A 16,196-nucleotide genomic window follows, 5' to 3' on the forward strand; every position below is an offset into this window, starting at 1 on the left:
CACAAACCGTGTGGCGCAAACGTCTTGTTGGACAGAGCCACTACGTTTCGTGCCGCCATGCCATCAGACCTTGTGTGTCATTCCGACGATTCTCTCGCGTATAGCTTCGTAGCGAGTTATGCGGGCGTCGTTTCTTTTCTTGCCGTCGCCAACGAAGGCAGCTTCGCGAAAGCGAGCGACCGCCTGGGCATCGGCCGTTCCGCCGTCAGCCGCAACGTACAGAAGCTGGAAGCACAGCTCGATGCGCGTCTCTTCCTGCGCACGACGCGCAGCACGTCGCTCACACGCGAAGGCGAGCTCTTCTACAAGAATTGTCAGCCAGGCGTGGAGCGCATCGTGCAGGCGCTGGAGGACATGCGCGAGTTGCGCAACGGGCCGCCACGCGGTCACTTGCGCATCGCGTCGGCACCGGGCTTCGGCCGCAAGGTCGTCGCGCCGCTTCTAGCCGGCTTTAATGCACGCTATCCGGACATCGCACTCGAACTGCTGCTCAACGATCGTCCGTGCGATTTCACGGCAGATCGGGTGGATGTCGCGTTTCGCGATGGTCACATGGAAGATAGCGAAGTCGTTGCAAAGCAATTGATTCCGATGCAGATGATCGTCTGCGCATCGCCGGCGTATGCGCGCGAGCACGGCCTGCCGCGTCATGTCGACGATCTCGACGACCATCGCTGCATCAATTTCCGCGCGCCGGCGGGGCGCATCGCTGAATGGGAATTCAAGGTCGACGGCCTTGCGCGAAAGCGCTCGCCCGCGGCCCGGCAAACCTTCAACGATATCGACCTGATGCTGCAAGCAGTGCTCGACGGGCAGGGCATCGCACAACTGCCTGCGTATCTCGTCTGCGATTCGCTCAAGGCGGGGCGCCTCGTCACGTGTCTCGCGCAATACGCGCCCGACGATGGCGGCCACTATCTTTGCTATCTCAGCCGCAAGCATTTGCCCGCGCGCGTGCGTGTATTCGTCGATTACATGACCGAGCAGACGCGCGCGCTTGATCTGCATTGCCTGACGACGTTCATCACGAACCCACGTGCGGGCGTGCAGCAGCTCGTCTCAACCGATTGATGCATCGAAGGCAACACTGCGCATCCGTGCGAGGCGCTACCGGATGCACGCCTGCACGCCTACGATGCGTCACGCATCGCGCATTCGCGCATTCGCGCATCGTTTCGAGGAGGAAATCATGAACATCGTAGTCATCGGCGGAAGCGGACTCATCGGCAGCAAGGTCGTGGAGCGTCTGCGTGCGCGCGGGCACGAAGTAATCGCGGCATCGCCGGCATCAGGCGTCGACACGATGACAGGAAAGGGCCTGCAAGAAGGGTTGCAGGACGCGCGCGAGGTCGCGGCGCCTTGAGCGATCGTGCAACGTTCGCGCGAAGAATGGATGACCGCCATGGAGCATATCGATCCGCCGCCCGTCAGCCTGCTCGACAGGTATCAAGGACGCGACGTGCAACCCCTGTATTCGACGACCGTCGCGGTGACGGGTGGCGATGCGGGACATGGCCGCGCGACGGGCGAGGCACGATCCGACGACGGCAATCTCGCTCTTGACCTGCGTATGCCCGAGGCGCTCGGCGGTCCCGGCGGCGGCACGAACCCCGAGCAACTGTTCGCCGCGGCCTACGCTGCATGTTTTCATGGCGCGATGGTCCTGCTTGCGGCGCGCGCCGGCATCGTTGTCGCGGCTGCAAGCGTGTACGTCACGGTCGAATTCAGCCGCGATCCGATGGACGGGCTCTTCGTGTTGACCGCCCACACACGCGTGCAGATGCCCGGCATCGAACGCAGCGTAGCTGAGGAACTCGTGCGCAGCACGGAACGCTTTTGCCCTTATACGAAGATGGCGCGTCAAGGCATCGTCAACATAGTTGCGCTTGCAAATACCGACGATGCCTCGAAAGCACATCAAGTCATCAAACGTTGAGTGGCTTCACTCGCTCTATCGCGCCGGCTCAACGCGCCCAACGCGAACGCGGCGATGATTGCGGGAATCGCGAGCAGCGTGAAGACCGCGCCAAATTGCAGCCCCATGCTCATGAGCACGCCGCCGGTCATTGCGCCCGCGACCGCGCCCATGCGGCCGATGCCAAGCATCCATGCGACGCCGGTCGCGCGGCTTCGCGTCGGATAGAACGACGCGGCGAGCGCCGACATCGATGTAACCGCGCTCGTCACCGCTGTTCCGGTCAGGAAGATCAGCACAGCAAGCCAGAACTGATCCGCGATGCCGCGTCCGATTGTCAGCACCATCGCCGCTGCGAGCACATAAGCGCACGCGTTCACGCATCGCGGATTGGCCTTGCCCATCACCCAGCCAAGGCACAGGTTGCCGAGAATGCCGCCGAGCGGAAAGAGCGATGTCGTGAGCGCAGCGCGCTCGGCGGAGAAGCCTGCATCCTTGAAAAGCGTAGGAAGCCAGTTCGTCAGCAGATAGAAGATCATCAGCCCCATGAAATAGGCGAGCCATAACATGGACGTGCCAAAGCGATAGGGACGCGAGACGATGATGCCGAGCGAAGATTTGTCGGCGCCAGCCGTGCGCGTATCGGCAGAAGTGAACGTGACGCGCGCGCCTTCCGCGAGACGCGGATCGTTCGAGATGCGGCGCAGGACGCGCGCGATCTTTCGCGTAGGGCGTTGTCTCACGACCATGAACTGTGCGGACTCGGGCAACAGAACGAGCAACAGCACGGTGAGCCCGATAGGACCGAGTCCGCCGGCGACGAGCACGCTTTGCCAGCCGAAATGCGGTATGAGCCATGCGGCGCAGAGCCCGCCAAGCGATAGTCCTACGGAGAAGCCGCAGAACATCGCATTGACGGCGATAGCACGAACGCGCGCCGGTGCGTATTCGGACATCAGCGTGACCGCGTTGGGCATTGCCGCGCCGAGACCCAGGCCGGTGAGAAAGCGCCACGCGGTTAGTGTTTCGACTGAGCTTGCTTGTGCCGATGCGAGGCTCCATACGCCAAAGAAGAACACGGAAAGGGCAAGCACCGCCTTGCGTCCGATACGGTCGGCGGCCGGCCCGGCCACGAGCGCGCCGATGCCGAGACCGACGAGCGCCGCACTCATCACCGGGCCTAACGCGGCGCGCGTGATGCCCCAGTCGCCGATCAACGACGGCGCGATAAAACCGATTGCCGCGGTATCGAAGCCGTCGGCCGCGACGACGAGAAAGCACAGGATCAGAATGACCCATTGATAGGGCGAGAAGCGCTCGCCGTCGATAAAGCTCTGGACCTCGATGGTCCCGACGTTCTTTTCCATGCCGTTATGTCTCCATTCATTCATGTGCAAGCGGAAGAATGCGGCCTTCGTCGTGCCGCTATGCCGCGCGCTTATCGAACTGCTGGCGAAAGACTCTTGAACTCGACGCGCCTGATGATGCGGCTTTCTTGGGCGACGATGAGATGCGCCGACGCATGCAGATAAGCGGGCCATTCGGGGTCGTTGTCGCGCGCGGTGCGCCGCTGGTCGTAATCCGCGATGCTCTCGTAGCCCCACAGATGCACGACCTGATTCAACGCGCCGATATCGCTCATATAGAAACCTACGGGCGCGCCGAGATATCTGGTCTGAATAGGCATCGCTAGACGGTCGAATACGTCGATGAATTCCGACATGCCGCGCGGCTTGATCGTATAGATGCGGTGATCGATGAAAGGCTTGCTCATGCTGCGCTCCTCAATTCGCTGGACTTCGCGTGCGCGTCGACGCTGCCCGCGAGATGCAATCCGGTGAGATAACCGAACGTCATGATTGGACCGAGCGTGATGCCCGCGCCGGGGTAGTTGCCGCCCATGACGCTCGCGCGGTCGTTGCCGACGGCATAGAGCCCTGGTATCGGCTCGCTGCCCTTGAGTACCTGGCCATGCGGATTCGTCGCGATTCCGTCGAAGGTGCCGAGATCGCCCATAACGACCTTGAGCGCGTAGTACGGACCGTCGCCAATCGGTGCGATGCAAGGATTCGGCTTGTGAGCGGCATCGCCGAGATAGCGGTTGAAAGATGTCGTGCCACGGCCGAAAGCAGTGTCCTTGCCCTGCGTGGCATCGTGGTTATAGTCGCGGACCGTCGCTTCGAGCGCTGTGGCGTCGATGCCTGTCTGCCGTGCCAGTTCCGCGAGCGTGCGGCCTTTGACGAGATAACCGTTCTTCAGATGAGGACCGACCGGTAGCGGCGCGGGCTTTGCAAAGCCGAGGCCGTATTTGCGAATCGTCGCGTGATCGCAGATGAGCCACATGGCTGTTTCGCTTTCATCGCGACAGGCTTCGATCATCGCTGCGCCGACATCGTGGTAGGAATTCGATTCGTTGGTGAAGCGCACGCCGCTGCGTGTCACGCCGATCACGCCCGGCTTGTAGCGATCGAGCAGATGCGGGAACACGCCGTATTTGCCGCCTTTGAGCGGCACGCGCGAGACCGGCATCCACGCAGCGGGCTGCGGATAGCGAATATCGACACGTCCGCCCACGCGCTCGGCCATGCGCGCGCCATCGCCGGTATTGCCTGCCGGCACAGGCGATACATGTTCGCCGCCGCGCCGCACATGCGGATAGGCCTTTGCGATGCGCGCGACATCGTGAGAGAAGCCGCCACACGCCAGCACGACACCGCGTCGCGCAACGATGCGCGTTTCATGTCCGTTCGCAATCACGATCGCCCCGGTCACGCGGCCCTTCACCGTAGTCAGTTCTTTCGCGCCCGTTCGCGTGTGAATCGGAATGCCGAGATCGAGCGCGGATCTCGCGAGGCGCGCGGCGAGTGCGTTGCCGCTCGTGATCTGCACGCCGCGCTTGTATTGTGCGAGTTCCCGGATATGGCTCGCGAGTCGCTTCGCGACATACCACGCGGATTCGATCGATTTCGTTGCGTTAAAGAAATGCTTGAGATCCGCGCTCGACGAATTGAACATCATGCCGATGAAAGTTATCGTCTTGAGCGGCGGGCGCAGGCGCACGATGTCCTTGCCAAGCGCGCGTGCGTCGAACGGTTTTGCAACGACGGAACGTCCCACGTCGACACCGCCCGGCGCATCGGGATGATAGTCGGGGTAGAGCGTCGGCAGAAATTCGACCGAGGTCTCGCGCTCGAAGAAATCGATCATGCGTGGGCCGCTTTCAAGGAACGCTTCGACGGCTGCTTCGTCATACATCGCGCCCGTTTCGCTGCGCATGTATCGAACTGCGGCTTCGCGCGTATCCTGCACGCCCGCTTCTTTCGCGTGGCGATTTCCCGGTATCCACAAGACGCCGCCCGAGAACGCGGTCGTGCCGCCGAAGTATTCCTCCTTCTCGACGACGATCACGTCGAGCCCTTGCTTCTTCGCTGTAATGGCCGTGGAAAGGCCGCCGGCGCCCGAGCCGATCACGAGCACATCGCAAGCGAGATCGGACGACCGCGTTACGGTAGTCATGATGAAGTCCTTTGATTGAAGCCGGGCGCTTCGCACGCCCGTGAGATGAGAAGCAGCGTGTCAGGCGTTGCGCGGCGCTTCGAAGCCGGGACGTGGAACGAGATCCATCAACATGCATTCGAAGCCGCCGTCGACGGCAAGCTCCGCGCCGTTCACATAGGCCGCGCGCTGGCTTGCGAGGAATGCAACCACCTCGGCGATATCGCGCGGTTCGCCGATGCGCCGGCTTGCGATCATTGCGCTGCGGCGGGCTTCGACATCGCCTTGCTCATAGAACGCCATCGAAAGCGGCGTGCGGATCATGCCGGGGCAGACCGTATTGCTGCGCACGCCGCGCACGCCCCATTCGGCGGCGATCTGACGGGATAACATTGCGATGCCCGCCTTGCTCGGGCTATATGCGCCGCTCCACGTCTGCGGATGATGCGCCGCCACCGATGCGATATGCACGATGCTTCCGGCGCCGCGCGCGAGCATGTCGCGCCCGAATGCCTGCGCACATAACATGTAGCCGGTGAGATTGACGGCGAGCATCGCATTCCATGCATCGAGGCCGATATCTTCGATGCCGCCCGCGCGCAACAGGCCTGCGTTATTGACGAGCACATCGACCTGACCGAACTTGCGTGCAACCTGATCGCGTGCGCGGTTCACGCTCGTTGCATCGCCGATATCGCAAGTTATGGCGATGGCATCGACGCCAGTTGCGCGCAATGCTTGCGCCGCATCGTTGCAGCCCGCTTCATCGCGATCGAGTAGCGCGAGCCTTGCGCCCGCATCGGCGAATGTCGATGCAATGGCGCGCCCGATTCCGCCGGCCGAACCCGTCACTACGCATACGCTCGATTCGAGGCCGAGCCAATGCTGCGCGGTGTGATCCCGCGCCGCCTGATTAGTCATCCTTGTCTCCTGAGTTCGTTCGATGCAAAGGCGCCGATAGCCTTGCCTGTGAAAAAAGTATATTCACGGCCATGCACGAAAGATTGGACAAAGGACGCAGACGACAGGACAATTTGTGCATCAGGAGACGCAGGATATGAGGAAAATCCCTAACTACAACTTGTACGGGGAATCGGCGCGTCCGCCGTGGTATGACGCGTTCAACTTCGAATGGATCGTCGAGCGCAGCGCGCCCAACGACTGGCATATCGACGCGCATCGCCACGACGCGCTCTTGCAATTTCTGTACATTCGCGGCGGCGGCGGGCAAGTGCTGATCGAGAACAGCATGATCGATCTCGTGCCGCCGTGCGTCATCATGCTGCCCGCGCAAACGGTTCATGGATTCAACTTCGCGCCGAACGTGGATGGTCTCGTCGTGACCGTCGCGCAAAGATCGATCGAGGCGCTGGCATCGATCGCGGCGCCGGGACTCGTTCCGGTGTTGCAACGCGCAGGCGTCTCGCGCATGAGTGCCCACTCCGTGAAGGAAAGCGCATTCGTGCCGATCGTCGAATTGCTCGAGAAGGAATTCCGCGCGACGAATCGCGGTCACATGGCGGCGGGCATGTCGCTATTGATTGCACTCTTTGTGCATGTCGTGCGCCTATGCGAAAGCGCATCTGCGCCGAGTGTCGCATCGACCGAAAGGCGGGCGCAGCAGATCAAGCGCTTCAGGGAACTGGTGGCCGCGCATTTTCGCGAGCATCGACCTGTCGAGTTCTATGCGCAGAAGCTCGGCATGACGGTCACACAACTCGGGCGGATATGCCGCGAAGAGATCTCGAGTTCGCCGCTCGCAATGATCAACGAGCATCTTGTGCGCGAGGCGCAGCGCGATCTCGTTTATTCCAGTATGTCGGTCAAGCAGATCGCACATGGACTGGGCTTTGCCGATATCGCTTATTTCAGCCGCTATTTTCGCAAGCAGACCGGCGTCACGCCGACCCAATTCCAGGCGGAAGCGCACAAGGCGCTGGCCATTCAATAGCCCGTTCGCTTCCTTCTTCGAGGGTTGCCAGCTTCGTACAAGCGTGCGATGCTTCGCCGTGCTGTAAATCGATAACAACAAGAAAGGCCCGAGCGAGACCAGTCCGGTTCAATCACCCTTCGAAGGAGTGAACATGATCGTACTGTCATCGGATCGAGCGGCGCACGACGCGTCGCGGCGCTTCCGCATAAAGGCACGCGGAATGCTGTGCGCCTGGCTCGTCATGAGCTCGGCTGCCAATTTCGCCTATGCCGACGCACAAACGGCGTATACGCTTCTGCCGCCACCCAGCGAGTTATACGGTGACCTTTTCGTCGCCGTGCAGACGCAGGGCGTCTATCCCGATCAGAAGACTTTCGTCGATGCCATACCCAAGATAGACCCCGCGCAGATCGTGCAGGCTTATCATCAGCAGATGTCGGTGCCGGGCTTCTCGCTCGCGACGTTCGTCGCACAATACTTCACGCCGCCAACGGATCAGGTGATTACGCCGCCGCCGAATCAGAGCCTGCGCGAACATATCGACTGGCTTTGGCCCGAACTCACGCGTCTGACGACGACCGCGAACGTACCCGCCAACAGTTCCCTGATTCCGATGCCAAAGCAGTACGTGGTGCCTGGCGGACGCTTTCGGGAAGGTTACTACTGGGATACCTATTTCACGATGCTCGGTCTGCAGGAGGCAGGCCGCGAAGATCTCGTCGACGATATGCTCGATAACTTCGCGTATCTGATCGACACGATCGGCCATATTCCGAATGGCAATCGCACATACTATGTGAGCCGTTCGCAGCCGCCGTTCTTCTCCTATATGGTCGAACTTGCCGCGCACAAGGAAGGTGGACGTGTTTATCAGAAGTATTTGCCGCAATTGCGCCGCGAACATGATTACTGGATGCAAGGAGCGGATACGCTGCAGCCAGGCGGCGCGGTACGCAACGTCGTGATGATGCCGGACAAGACCGTGCTCAATCGGTATTGGGACGAACGCGATACGCCGCGCGACGAGTCCTACTCGGAAGACGTGGCGACCGCCAAGCTGGTCACGAACCGTCCGGCGAACGAGGTGTATCGCGACTTGCGTGCGGCGGCTGAAAGCGGCTGGGACTTCAGCTCGCGCTGGTTCGGCGACAATATGACGCTTGCGACGATCCGCACGACATCGATCATCCCCGTCGATTTGAATAGCCTGATGTTCCACCTCGAAACGACGATCGCAATCGGTTGCGGCGAGGCGCGTGATTTCCGTTGTGTCGGCGAATTCGTGGGGCGTGCGGCCAAACGCGCGATCGGCATCAACAGATATCTCTGGAACAAGAACGGGTATTACGGCGATTACGACTGGAAACTCGGTCAGCCGCGCAACAACCCATCGGCTGCTATGCTCTATCCGCTCTTCGCCAACGTGGCGTGGCCGGAGCGCGCGCACAAGACCGCGGAAACCGTCGAAGCGATCTTGCTCAAGCCGGGCGGACTCACGACGACCACGTACAACACGACGCAGCAATGGGACGCGCCGAATGGCTGGGCGCCATTGCACTGGATCGCCGTGCAAGGATTGAAGCGCTATGGGCGCAGCGATCTCGCGCAACAGATCGGCACGCGCTTTCTTGCCGACGTGAATAACGTCTATAACACTCAACATAAGCTCGTTGAGAAGTACATCGTGGAAGGTAGTGGAACGGGCGGCGGAGGAGGTGGGGAATATCCGTTACAGGATGGTTTCGGATGGACGAATGGCGTGACGCTGAAACTGCTCGATCTCTATTCGCCGGGGCAATGAGCCGATGAAACGGCGGGCATCGTCAAAGGTCATGTAGCGATGCCCGCGTTTCGGTTCGCGTCAATCCTTCTTCGCCTGCTTTTGCCGCCGATATTCCGGTACTGTCATGCCGCCCACGCCCCAGTTCTCCATTTCCACTTCCTGGATGACGACGAACGTGGTATCGAGCGGCTTGTTCAATACTTCGAGAAGGAGTTGGCTCGCGCCCTCGATGAGTTGCTTCTTTTCCTCGGCAGTCACCGCGTTCGTGCCGGGCTTGTTGCCTTCGCGTGTCACCTGAATCGTTACGATCGGCATGACGATCTCCTTGAGTGGGAAACGACGAAGCGCCTGCGAGAGGCGCATCCTCAACGGGTAAAGAATCGATCAATGTCCCGCGCTTTGACCGCCGTCGACGTGCAGGATCTCGCCCGTCACGAACGGCGCCGCATCAAGATACAGCACCGCGTTCGCGATGTCGCTCATTTCGCCCATGTGTCCCATCGGATGCAGTGCGCCGAGCGCGTCGTGCGTTTCGGGCGCATGCATCGGCGACTTGATGATGCCGGGCGACACTGCATTCGCGCGAATGCCTGACTTCGCATACTCGATAGCAAGCGACTTTGTCGCGGAATTCAGACCGCCCTTGGTCAGCGACGCCAGTACCGAAGGCACGCCGCTTACCGCATGATCCACGAGCGACGTGGTGATGCTGACGATGTGGCCGCTCTTGTTCTTTTCCATTTGCTCGATAGCCAGTTGCGTGATGTGGAAGAAGCCATTCACATTCACGTTCAGAACCGCGGCATAGTCTTCCTGCGTATATTGCGTGAAAGGCTTCGCGACGAATATGCCGGCGTTGTTGACGAGCGTATCGATGCGGCCGAACTTTGCGATTGCCGCTTCGACCACGCGCTGCGCGGTGGCGCGATCGCCGATATCACCGGCGACAGCGACGACGTTCGGATCGTCCGGTTGCTGAATCGAGCGGGCGGTCGCGACGACGCGATAACCTTGCGCACGGAATGCCTTGACGATTTCAGCGCCGATGCCTTGCGATGCACCGGTAACGATAGCGACTTTGCTTGCGTTGCTCATGATGAACCTCGATGAATGTTGGTTTGGGCCTGTTGCGGATCGGACCGACGGCTCCGATGGCTCGTAATCTAGGCCTTTCGAGATTCCTTGCGTACACCCGTGATGGACAATCAGTCTTGCGTGCGAGGAACAAATGGGCCGCAGCGAAATCGATCAGACGAATGAATCACCGATAGGAGAAACGACGTGACGCTGCAAAACGTAAAGGCCTTCGTGTTCGACGTATTCGGCACGGTAGTGGACTGGCGCGGCGGAGTTGCACGCGAGGCTGCGCCATTTCTTCAACGCCACGGCGCAATCGACGCAACGCCCGAAGCGTTCGCCGATGCATGGCGAAGCCGCTACGTGCCTGCGATGCGCAAGGTGATCAACGGGGAGCGGCCATTCGTGCGGCTCGATGTGCTGCATCGCGAGAATCTGCTCGACGTGCTGCCGGAGTTCGGCATCGATCCGAATGCCGTGGCTGCCGAAGCGCTCGAAGAGTTGAATCTTGCATGGCATCGGCTCGATCCGTGGCCGGATTCGATAACGGGTTTGCAACGGCTCAAGGCGCGCCATATCATCGCGCCGCTTTCGAACGGCAATATTCGATTAATGGTCGATATGGCGAAGCGCGCCGGTCTGCCTTGGGATGCGATTCTCGGCGCGGAGATTGCGCAAATCTATAAGCCCGATCCGCAGGCGTATTTGCGCACGGCCGAAGTGTTGATGCTGACGCCGGAAGAAGTATGTCTCGTCGCCGCGCATAACGACGATCTCGCGGCGGCAAGAAGGTGTGGGTTGCGCACGGCGTTCATCGCACGGCCCTATGAACGCGGTCCCGCTCAGACAGTGGATTTAAAAGCCGAAAGCGATTGGGATGTCGTTGCCAAGGATATGAACGAATTGGCCGATGCCGTGGGTGCGTGAGCGCTGCGAGCATCGGCCAATGACGAGCTGGATTTAAGCGACGCCTTCGACGATGCGGAAGTCGCGCACGACGGAATCGCCCAGCACTTCCAGTGCGCGCTTATACGTTGCACTGTTATAGGCGGCGACGGCTGCTTCGAGTGAATCGTATTCGATGACGACGGTGCGCTCGAGCACGCCTTCGCCTTGCACCATCGACGCAACGCCGCGCACGAGCGGACGGCCGCCGCCTTCTGCAATAGCCTGCGTTGCGATCTTCGAGTATTCCGCAACCTGATCGGGCTTCATGATTTTTGTGTACACACTGACCCAATATCCCTTTGCCATCTTTATCTCCAGTGTTTGAAGGGCGCCTTGCGCCATGAGGCGAACGCACTGTGCATTTGCATTCAGTCCGGCGGACAGCATAGCAAATTCTCGATTAAGCGCGTTTCGGTGAAAGGTGCTTTCTTGCGCTAGGGGTTAACCCGAGAGCACCTGCGTCATAAACTGCTTTCACTGCTTCGAAAGGCACTGTGTTCGAAGCCGGGCACCTCATAACACTGGAGTTTCATCATGAAGTCGATCATCCGCGCAGCACTCGTCGCAACCGCTCTCGTCATTCCCGTCGCTTCGTTCGCGCAAAGCCAGATCACGCGCGCTCAAGTGCGCGCGGAATTGGCGGCATTGGAGAGCGTCGGCTACCACGTCGGCGACGGCGATCAGGCGCACTATCCCGAAGCCATTCAAGCGGCCGAAGCGAAGCTCGCCGCACGCGATGGTGCGACGGCCTATGGCGGCGCGGCCAACGGTGCATCGCAATCGGGTAGCGCACGTGTGTCGCAGTCCGAGTGGAACGCAATGTACTCGCGCTAAATGCGTGAATGACTGAAGCGGTCTATATGACCGCCTCAGGCGATGCATTCAGTCCGCAGCGTATTTGCGGTCGAGTGCATCGAAGAGCGGCTTGTTCACGAGCCGTTGACGCTCGGCGAAAGGCGCAACGACAGCGGGATTTTCGTCGAGACGTCCCTGCGATTTCAAGGCGCCGAGCGCGGTCTGCATGCCGCGCACGGCGCTTTGCAATGCCGCATTTGCATAGAGCACGAGGCTGAAGCCGAGGCGTTCGAGATCCGCGCGGTCGGTAACAGGCGTCTTTCCGCCGATCACGATGTTGATCAGTTGCGGCGCGTCGAGCAGCTTCGGCAGTGACGCGATTTGCTCCGGCGTTTCGATCGCTTCGACGAAGAGAATGTCGGCGCCCGCTTCGACGAATGCGCGTGCTCGTTCGATCGCTGCATCGAAGCCCTCCACCGCGCACGCATCGGTGCGCGCGATGATCAGAAAGTTATCGTCTTCGCGGGCATCCGCCGCTGCGCGTATCTTCCCTACCATTTCATTCGTCGATATCACGGCTTTGCCCGCGAAGTGCCCGCATTTCTTCGGCATAACCTGATCTTCGAGCTGAATGGCGTCCGCGCCCGCGCGCTCCAGCGTGCGTACCGTGTGACGCACGTTGAGCGCATTGCCGAAGCCCGTGTCCGCGTCGACGATAAGCGGCAGGTCCACTGCATCGCGGATGCGCGACGTATGCTCCGCGATTTCCGCGAGTCCCATGAAGCCGAGATCCGGCAGGCCGAGCGACATGTTGGTTACACCTGCACCGGTGATGTAGATCGCCTCGAAGCCGAGATCGGCGGCGACTTGCGCGCTCATTGCGTTGAATGCGCCGGGCAGCAGCAGGGCGCTGCGAGCGTTGACCCGTTCGCGAAAGGCCGCGCGGCGGCGCGAGGAAGAAGTGGTCATGGCTAAGGTTCCGGAAAGATAGTTCGTGTTCGGCGTCGATGCATGCGCCAGCGTCTGCAATGCTAACGCGCGATGCGCTTCGGCGCTCGCACGAACGTCATTCGAAGCGGAACAGCGCACGCGCCGAATCGCGCAACACGATGGTACGCAGCGATGCGTCGGGAATCCAGCGGTCGAGCGCATCGCGCGATGCGCCGTAGTCCATCAGGCTTTGATGTTGCGTGTGCGGCCAGTCGCTGCCCCACACGAGCCGCGCTGCGCCGAATGAATCGAGCAAGGCGGACGTGAGCGTCTGACCGAGCGACGTGCCGGTTTCGCCTTCCACGCTGCGGTAAGCCGCCGATAGCTTGACCCACACGCGGCCGCATTGCGCCGTCGTCAGCAGATAGCGAAAGCCCGGATCGTCGGCGCCAAATGCCGGATCGGGACGGCCGAAATGATCGATCACGATTGTGCAGGCTTGTTCGAGCAATGGCGCGATAAGCATCGGCAAGTCCACGGCATCGCGATGAATCTCGACGTGCCAGCCGAGCGCGTTGACGCGCTCGAATAACGCTCGCCAACGCGCTTCACGCAGATCGGGCAACGCAAGCCCGATCAGATTGAGCCGCATGCCGACGACGCCGAGTGCCGCTAGGCGATACAACTCCGCGTCGCTGATCGAAGGATCGATAACGGCCACACCGCGAAAGCGTTGCGGATAGCGCTGCAGCACATCGAGAAAAAACGAATTGTCGGTGCCGAGAAAACTCGGTTGCACGAGCACCGCATGAGAGACGCCGTTGGTGCGCAAGTGTTCCGCATAGGCATCGAGCGTTGCGTCGTAGTCGGGTGCGTGTCGACGATGCGGTGCCAGCGGCAGGCCGCGCACGAAGACATGCGCGTGACTGTCGATCGCTTCGATGGCGGCAGGCTTCGATTCGAGCCATTGCTCATCGCCGAGCGTGGAATGAAGTGAACGCGTCATGGAAAGTTCAGACATGCTTGGGCGAACGCTCGTTCGACGCAGCTTGACCAGGCACAACAGCAATGCGACGGCCTTTCGTTTCAGGCAAGAGCAACGCGGCCACGACGACGAGTCCATAGGCCGCGCCCGCGTCGATGCCGATTGCCTGTCCGATCGGCATCGAATTGCCCATGTGGCCGACGAGCACCGGAAACGCCGCCGACACGACGCGTCCGAAGTTGTAGCAGAAGCCGACGCCCGTACCGCGCACGCCTTGCGGATAGAGCTCGTTGAAGAGCGCGCCGAGCGTTGCGGGAATGCCCGCGGAGAACAGACCGAGCGGGAAGCTCAATACGAGCATGGCAATATCGCCGATGGGCAGGAACACATAGACGTTGACCGTGACCGCGCAACAGACAGCGAAGAGAATCACGTTCTTCCTGCGACCGATCTTGTCTTGCAGCCATGCACTGACAAAGCATCCGATGATGAATGCCGTAATCACGACAGCCAGATAGCCGCCCGTGCCGAGCACCGACAAATGCCGCTCGGTTTTCAGGTAGGTAGGCAGCCATGTGGTAATGGCGTGATAGCCGCCGTGCGCGCCGAGCCCGATCAATCCGCCGACGATCGTCGTGCGCAGCACAGAAGGATGAAAGATTCCAGCGAGAATGGCGAGAGCGCTCTGACGTTGTGCATGTTCCTTTTCGGCAGGTTTCCATTCACGCGGCGGCTCTTCGATATTGCGGCGCATATAAATGACGAGCACAGCCGGAATGAGGCCGACGGCGAACAGCACGCGCCAGGCCCAGTCGGGTGATACCCATGAAAACACGATTGCATAGAGCAGAACCGCACCGGCCCAGCCAAAGCCCCATGCGCTTTGCACGATGCCCATAGCTTTGCCGCGATGTTTCGCGCGAATCGTTTCGCTCAACAATACTGCGCCCGCCGTCCATTCGCCGCCGAAGCCGAGTCCCTGAAGCGACTTGAGCACGAGCAACTGTTCGAAATTCTGCGCAAAGGCGCTGAGAAACGTGAAAAGCGAAAACCAGAGAACCGTGACTTGCAAGGCCTTGACGCGTCCGATTCGATCGGAAAGCACGCCCGCGAAGAGTCCGCCCAATGCGCCCGCGACGAGCGTCGCGCCGCCGATCAGACCGGCTTGTCCTTTTCCGATGCCCCATGTCGCGATGAGTGTCGGAATGACGAGACTGAATAACTGCGTATCGACGCCGTCGAGCGCCCAGCCTGCAAAGCATCCCCAAAGCGTGCGTCTTTCCGCCGTGGAAATTTCACGGTACCAATTCATCTCGCGTCTCCTGTGCTGGCCTCTGGCCGGCTCTTGTTCAATATGCCACTGAATTCTAAAAACGAATCGCGGCCGCGCATACTATGGATACGTTCATCTTTCATAGCATTTTGATATGCTCGCAAGATGGAGACGCGCAACCTCAAATACTTTCTCGCGGTAGTCGATGCAGGCAGCGTCACGCGCGCGGCCGAGGTACTCGATATTGCGCAACCCGCGTTGAGTCAGGCGCTTTCGCGCATGGAGCGCGATCTTGGCGTGAAGCTTTTCGAGCGCACGCGACGTGGCGCGCAATTGACTCCGGCGGGCGACGCAATCGTCGAAGACATTCGATTGAGCGTGGCGCGCATTGACGCGGCATCGCATCGTGCGCGTGAAATCGGTGCGCAGCGCGGCGGGCGTCTGACGATAGGCTTTGCATCGGCGGCACTTTTCAGCCTGTTGCCTCGCGCGATTGCGGCGCTGCGCGAAGAGGTGCCGAACGTCGAACTCATGCTGAGAGAAATGAGCAATGCGGAGCAGGCAAGCGCGTTGGAGAAAGGCACGATCGATATCGGCTTGCTGCATACGCCTGTTGCCGTGGGCGGGCGCATGCGCGAAAAGTTGATCGTGAGAGAGCGCTTGCTCGCGGTACTGCCGATGTCTTTTGTTATTGGCGACGATGGAAAAGTCGGTTTGAAGGAGTTATCCGATGCAGGCCTCGTATGGTTTCCGAGCGATCAATTGCCGGTAGTTCGCGCGGGCATCCTCAGTGCTTTTCGTAAAGCGGGTTGCGAAGCCAACGTCGTGCAGGACGCGAATCGTTCTCTGACGGTATTGGCTTGCGTCGCGGCCGGATGCGGCGCATCGCTCCTGCCGCAATCCGTGACTGCGTTGCAGTTCGCCGGCGTGCGCTTCTGCGACGTGCGCGACGGCGATAACCTGCCACCATTCGAACTCAGCGCAATATGGCCGATGCGTTCCCGCCCGACGCTCGCGGATCGCTTCGCGGCCTTGCTCGAAGCATGAGCGCATGATCGCATC

18 protein-coding genes are annotated in these 16,196 nt (G+C 60.6%); 8 read left to right on the forward strand and 10 right to left on the reverse strand.

Annotation, left to right across the window (positions count from 1 at the left end; all coding sequences use genetic code 11):
• Positions 1–57: 57 nt before the first annotated feature.
• The 3 genes from QCE58_RS19895 (at position 58) to QCE58_RS19905 (ending at position 1,936) form a co-directional block, all read left to right on the forward strand.
• The gene (locus QCE58_RS19895) at positions 58–1,071 is read left to right on the forward strand and encodes a LysR family transcriptional regulator (protein WP_250482013.1); all 1,014 of its coding nucleotides are present in this window, start codon (positions 58–60) and stop codon (positions 1,069–1,071) included.
• Between the two features lie 118 nt (positions 1,072–1,189).
• Positions 1,190–1,363: an NAD-dependent epimerase/dehydratase family protein gene (locus QCE58_RS19900; protein ID WP_008347941.1), complete on the forward strand. Its 174-nt coding sequence runs from the start codon at positions 1,190–1,192 to the stop codon at positions 1,361–1,363.
• A 39-nt stretch (positions 1,364–1,402) separates the two neighbouring features.
• Positions 1,403–1,936 (forward strand): Ohr family peroxiredoxin, encoded by a 534-nt coding sequence (locus QCE58_RS19905; RefSeq protein WP_008347943.1) that lies wholly within the window; start codon positions 1,403–1,405, stop codon positions 1,934–1,936.
• Here the strand turns inward: QCE58_RS19905 and QCE58_RS19910 are convergent.
• The 4 genes from QCE58_RS19910 to QCE58_RS19925 all read right to left on the reverse strand — a co-directional run bounded on the left by QCE58_RS19910 (position 1,918) and on the right by QCE58_RS19925 (position 6,331).
• On the reverse strand, positions 1,918–3,282 hold the full coding sequence (locus QCE58_RS19910) for an aromatic acid/H+ symport family MFS transporter (protein WP_250521889.1): 1,365 nt from the start codon (positions 3,280–3,282) through the stop codon (positions 1,918–1,920). The two genes, QCE58_RS19905 and QCE58_RS19910, sit on opposite strands and share 19 nt — an antisense overlap.
• Positions 3,283–3,353: 71 nt before the next feature.
• On the reverse strand, positions 3,354–3,689 hold the full coding sequence (locus tag QCE58_RS19915; protein WP_008347947.1) for an NIPSNAP family protein: 336 nt from the start codon (positions 3,687–3,689) through the stop codon (positions 3,354–3,356).
• On the reverse strand, positions 3,686–5,431 hold the full coding sequence (locus tag QCE58_RS19920) for an FAD-dependent oxidoreductase (protein WP_250521890.1): 1,746 nt from the start codon (positions 5,429–5,431) through the stop codon (positions 3,686–3,688). Before QCE58_RS19920 ends, QCE58_RS19915 begins: the two co-directional genes overlap by 4 nt.
• A gap of 60 nt (positions 5,432–5,491) precedes the next feature.
• A complete protein-coding gene (locus tag QCE58_RS19925) occupies positions 5,492–6,331 on the reverse strand; it encodes an SDR family NAD(P)-dependent oxidoreductase (protein ID WP_250521891.1) in 840 nt (279 codons plus the stop codon).
• A 136-nt stretch (positions 6,332–6,467) separates the two neighbouring features.
• On the opposite strand from QCE58_RS19925, the gene QCE58_RS19930 reads away from it, so the two are divergent.
• Together QCE58_RS19930 and treA are read left to right on the forward strand one after the other, a co-directional pair.
• The gene (locus QCE58_RS19930; RefSeq protein WP_250457268.1) at positions 6,468–7,361 is read left to right on the forward strand and encodes a helix-turn-helix domain-containing protein; all 894 of its coding nucleotides are present in this window, start codon (positions 6,468–6,470) and stop codon (positions 7,359–7,361) included.
• 133 nt (positions 7,362–7,494) lie between these two features.
• Positions 7,495–9,144, forward strand: coding sequence for an alpha,alpha-trehalase TreA (treA, locus tag QCE58_RS19935; RefSeq protein WP_250521892.1), 1,650 nt, complete (start codon positions 7,495–7,497; stop codon positions 9,142–9,144).
• Between the two features lie 60 nt (positions 9,145–9,204).
• Here the strand turns inward: treA and QCE58_RS19940 are convergent, their stop codons facing one another.
• Together QCE58_RS19940 and QCE58_RS19945 are read right to left on the reverse strand one after the other, a co-directional pair.
• Positions 9,205–9,441 carry a 4-oxalocrotonate tautomerase family protein gene (locus tag QCE58_RS19940; RefSeq protein ID WP_008347957.1) on the reverse strand — a complete coding sequence of 79 codons (237 nt, stop codon included), beginning with the start codon at positions 9,439–9,441 and terminating at the stop codon, positions 9,205–9,207.
• Between the two features lie 69 nt (positions 9,442–9,510).
• Complete coding sequence (locus QCE58_RS19945) at positions 9,511–10,221, reverse strand: SDR family NAD(P)-dependent oxidoreductase (RefSeq protein WP_175980772.1); 711 nt, start codon at positions 10,219–10,221, stop codon at positions 9,511–9,513.
• Between the two features lie 186 nt (positions 10,222–10,407).
• Here QCE58_RS19945 and QCE58_RS19950 point away from each other — a divergent pair, with 186 nt between their 5' ends.
• Positions 10,408–11,130, forward strand: a complete 723-nt coding sequence (locus tag QCE58_RS19950; RefSeq protein ID WP_008347961.1) for a haloacid dehalogenase type II — start codon at positions 10,408–10,410, stop codon at positions 11,128–11,130.
• A 33-nt stretch (positions 11,131–11,163) separates the two neighbouring features.
• Here the strand turns inward: QCE58_RS19950 and QCE58_RS19955 are convergent, their stop codons facing one another.
• A complete protein-coding gene (locus QCE58_RS19955) occupies positions 11,164–11,457 on the reverse strand; it encodes a DUF1330 domain-containing protein (RefSeq protein WP_008347963.1) in 294 nt (97 codons plus the stop codon).
• A gap of 228 nt (positions 11,458–11,685) precedes the next feature.
• On the opposite strand from QCE58_RS19955, the gene QCE58_RS19960 reads away from it, so the two are divergent.
• Entirely contained in the window at positions 11,686–11,985 is a 300-nt protein-coding gene (locus QCE58_RS19960; RefSeq protein WP_250457273.1) for a DUF4148 domain-containing protein, read from the forward strand.
• A 48-nt stretch (positions 11,986–12,033) separates the two neighbouring features.
• Here QCE58_RS19960 and QCE58_RS19965 read toward each other — a convergent pair whose 3' ends face one another.
• The 3 genes from QCE58_RS19965 to QCE58_RS19975 all read right to left on the reverse strand — a co-directional run bounded on the left by QCE58_RS19965 (position 12,034) and on the right by QCE58_RS19975 (position 15,173).
• Positions 12,034–12,915 (reverse strand): oxaloacetate decarboxylase, encoded by an 882-nt coding sequence (locus tag QCE58_RS19965; protein ID WP_008347967.1) that lies wholly within the window; start codon positions 12,913–12,915, stop codon positions 12,034–12,036.
• 97 nt (positions 12,916–13,012) lie between these two features.
• Positions 13,013–13,882, reverse strand: a complete 870-nt coding sequence (locus QCE58_RS19970) for an amidohydrolase (protein ID WP_250436492.1) — start codon at positions 13,880–13,882, stop codon at positions 13,013–13,015.
• Positions 13,883–13,889: 7 nt separating this feature from the next.
• Entirely contained in the window at positions 13,890–15,173 is a 1,284-nt protein-coding gene (locus QCE58_RS19975) for an MFS transporter (protein ID WP_250521893.1), read from the reverse strand.
• 126 nt (positions 15,174–15,299) lie between these two features.
• Between QCE58_RS19975 and QCE58_RS19980 the strand changes: the two genes are divergently transcribed.
• Complete coding sequence (locus tag QCE58_RS19980) at positions 15,300–16,181, forward strand: LysR family transcriptional regulator (protein ID WP_008347970.1); 882 nt, start codon at positions 15,300–15,302, stop codon at positions 16,179–16,181.
• The last annotated feature ends 15 nt before the right edge of the window (positions 16,182–16,196 follow it).

The sequence above is a fragment of the Caballeronia sp. LZ028 genome, assembly GCF_031451415.1.
GTDB classification, from domain to species: Bacteria; Pseudomonadota; Gammaproteobacteria; order Burkholderiales; family Burkholderiaceae; genus Caballeronia; species Caballeronia zhejiangensis.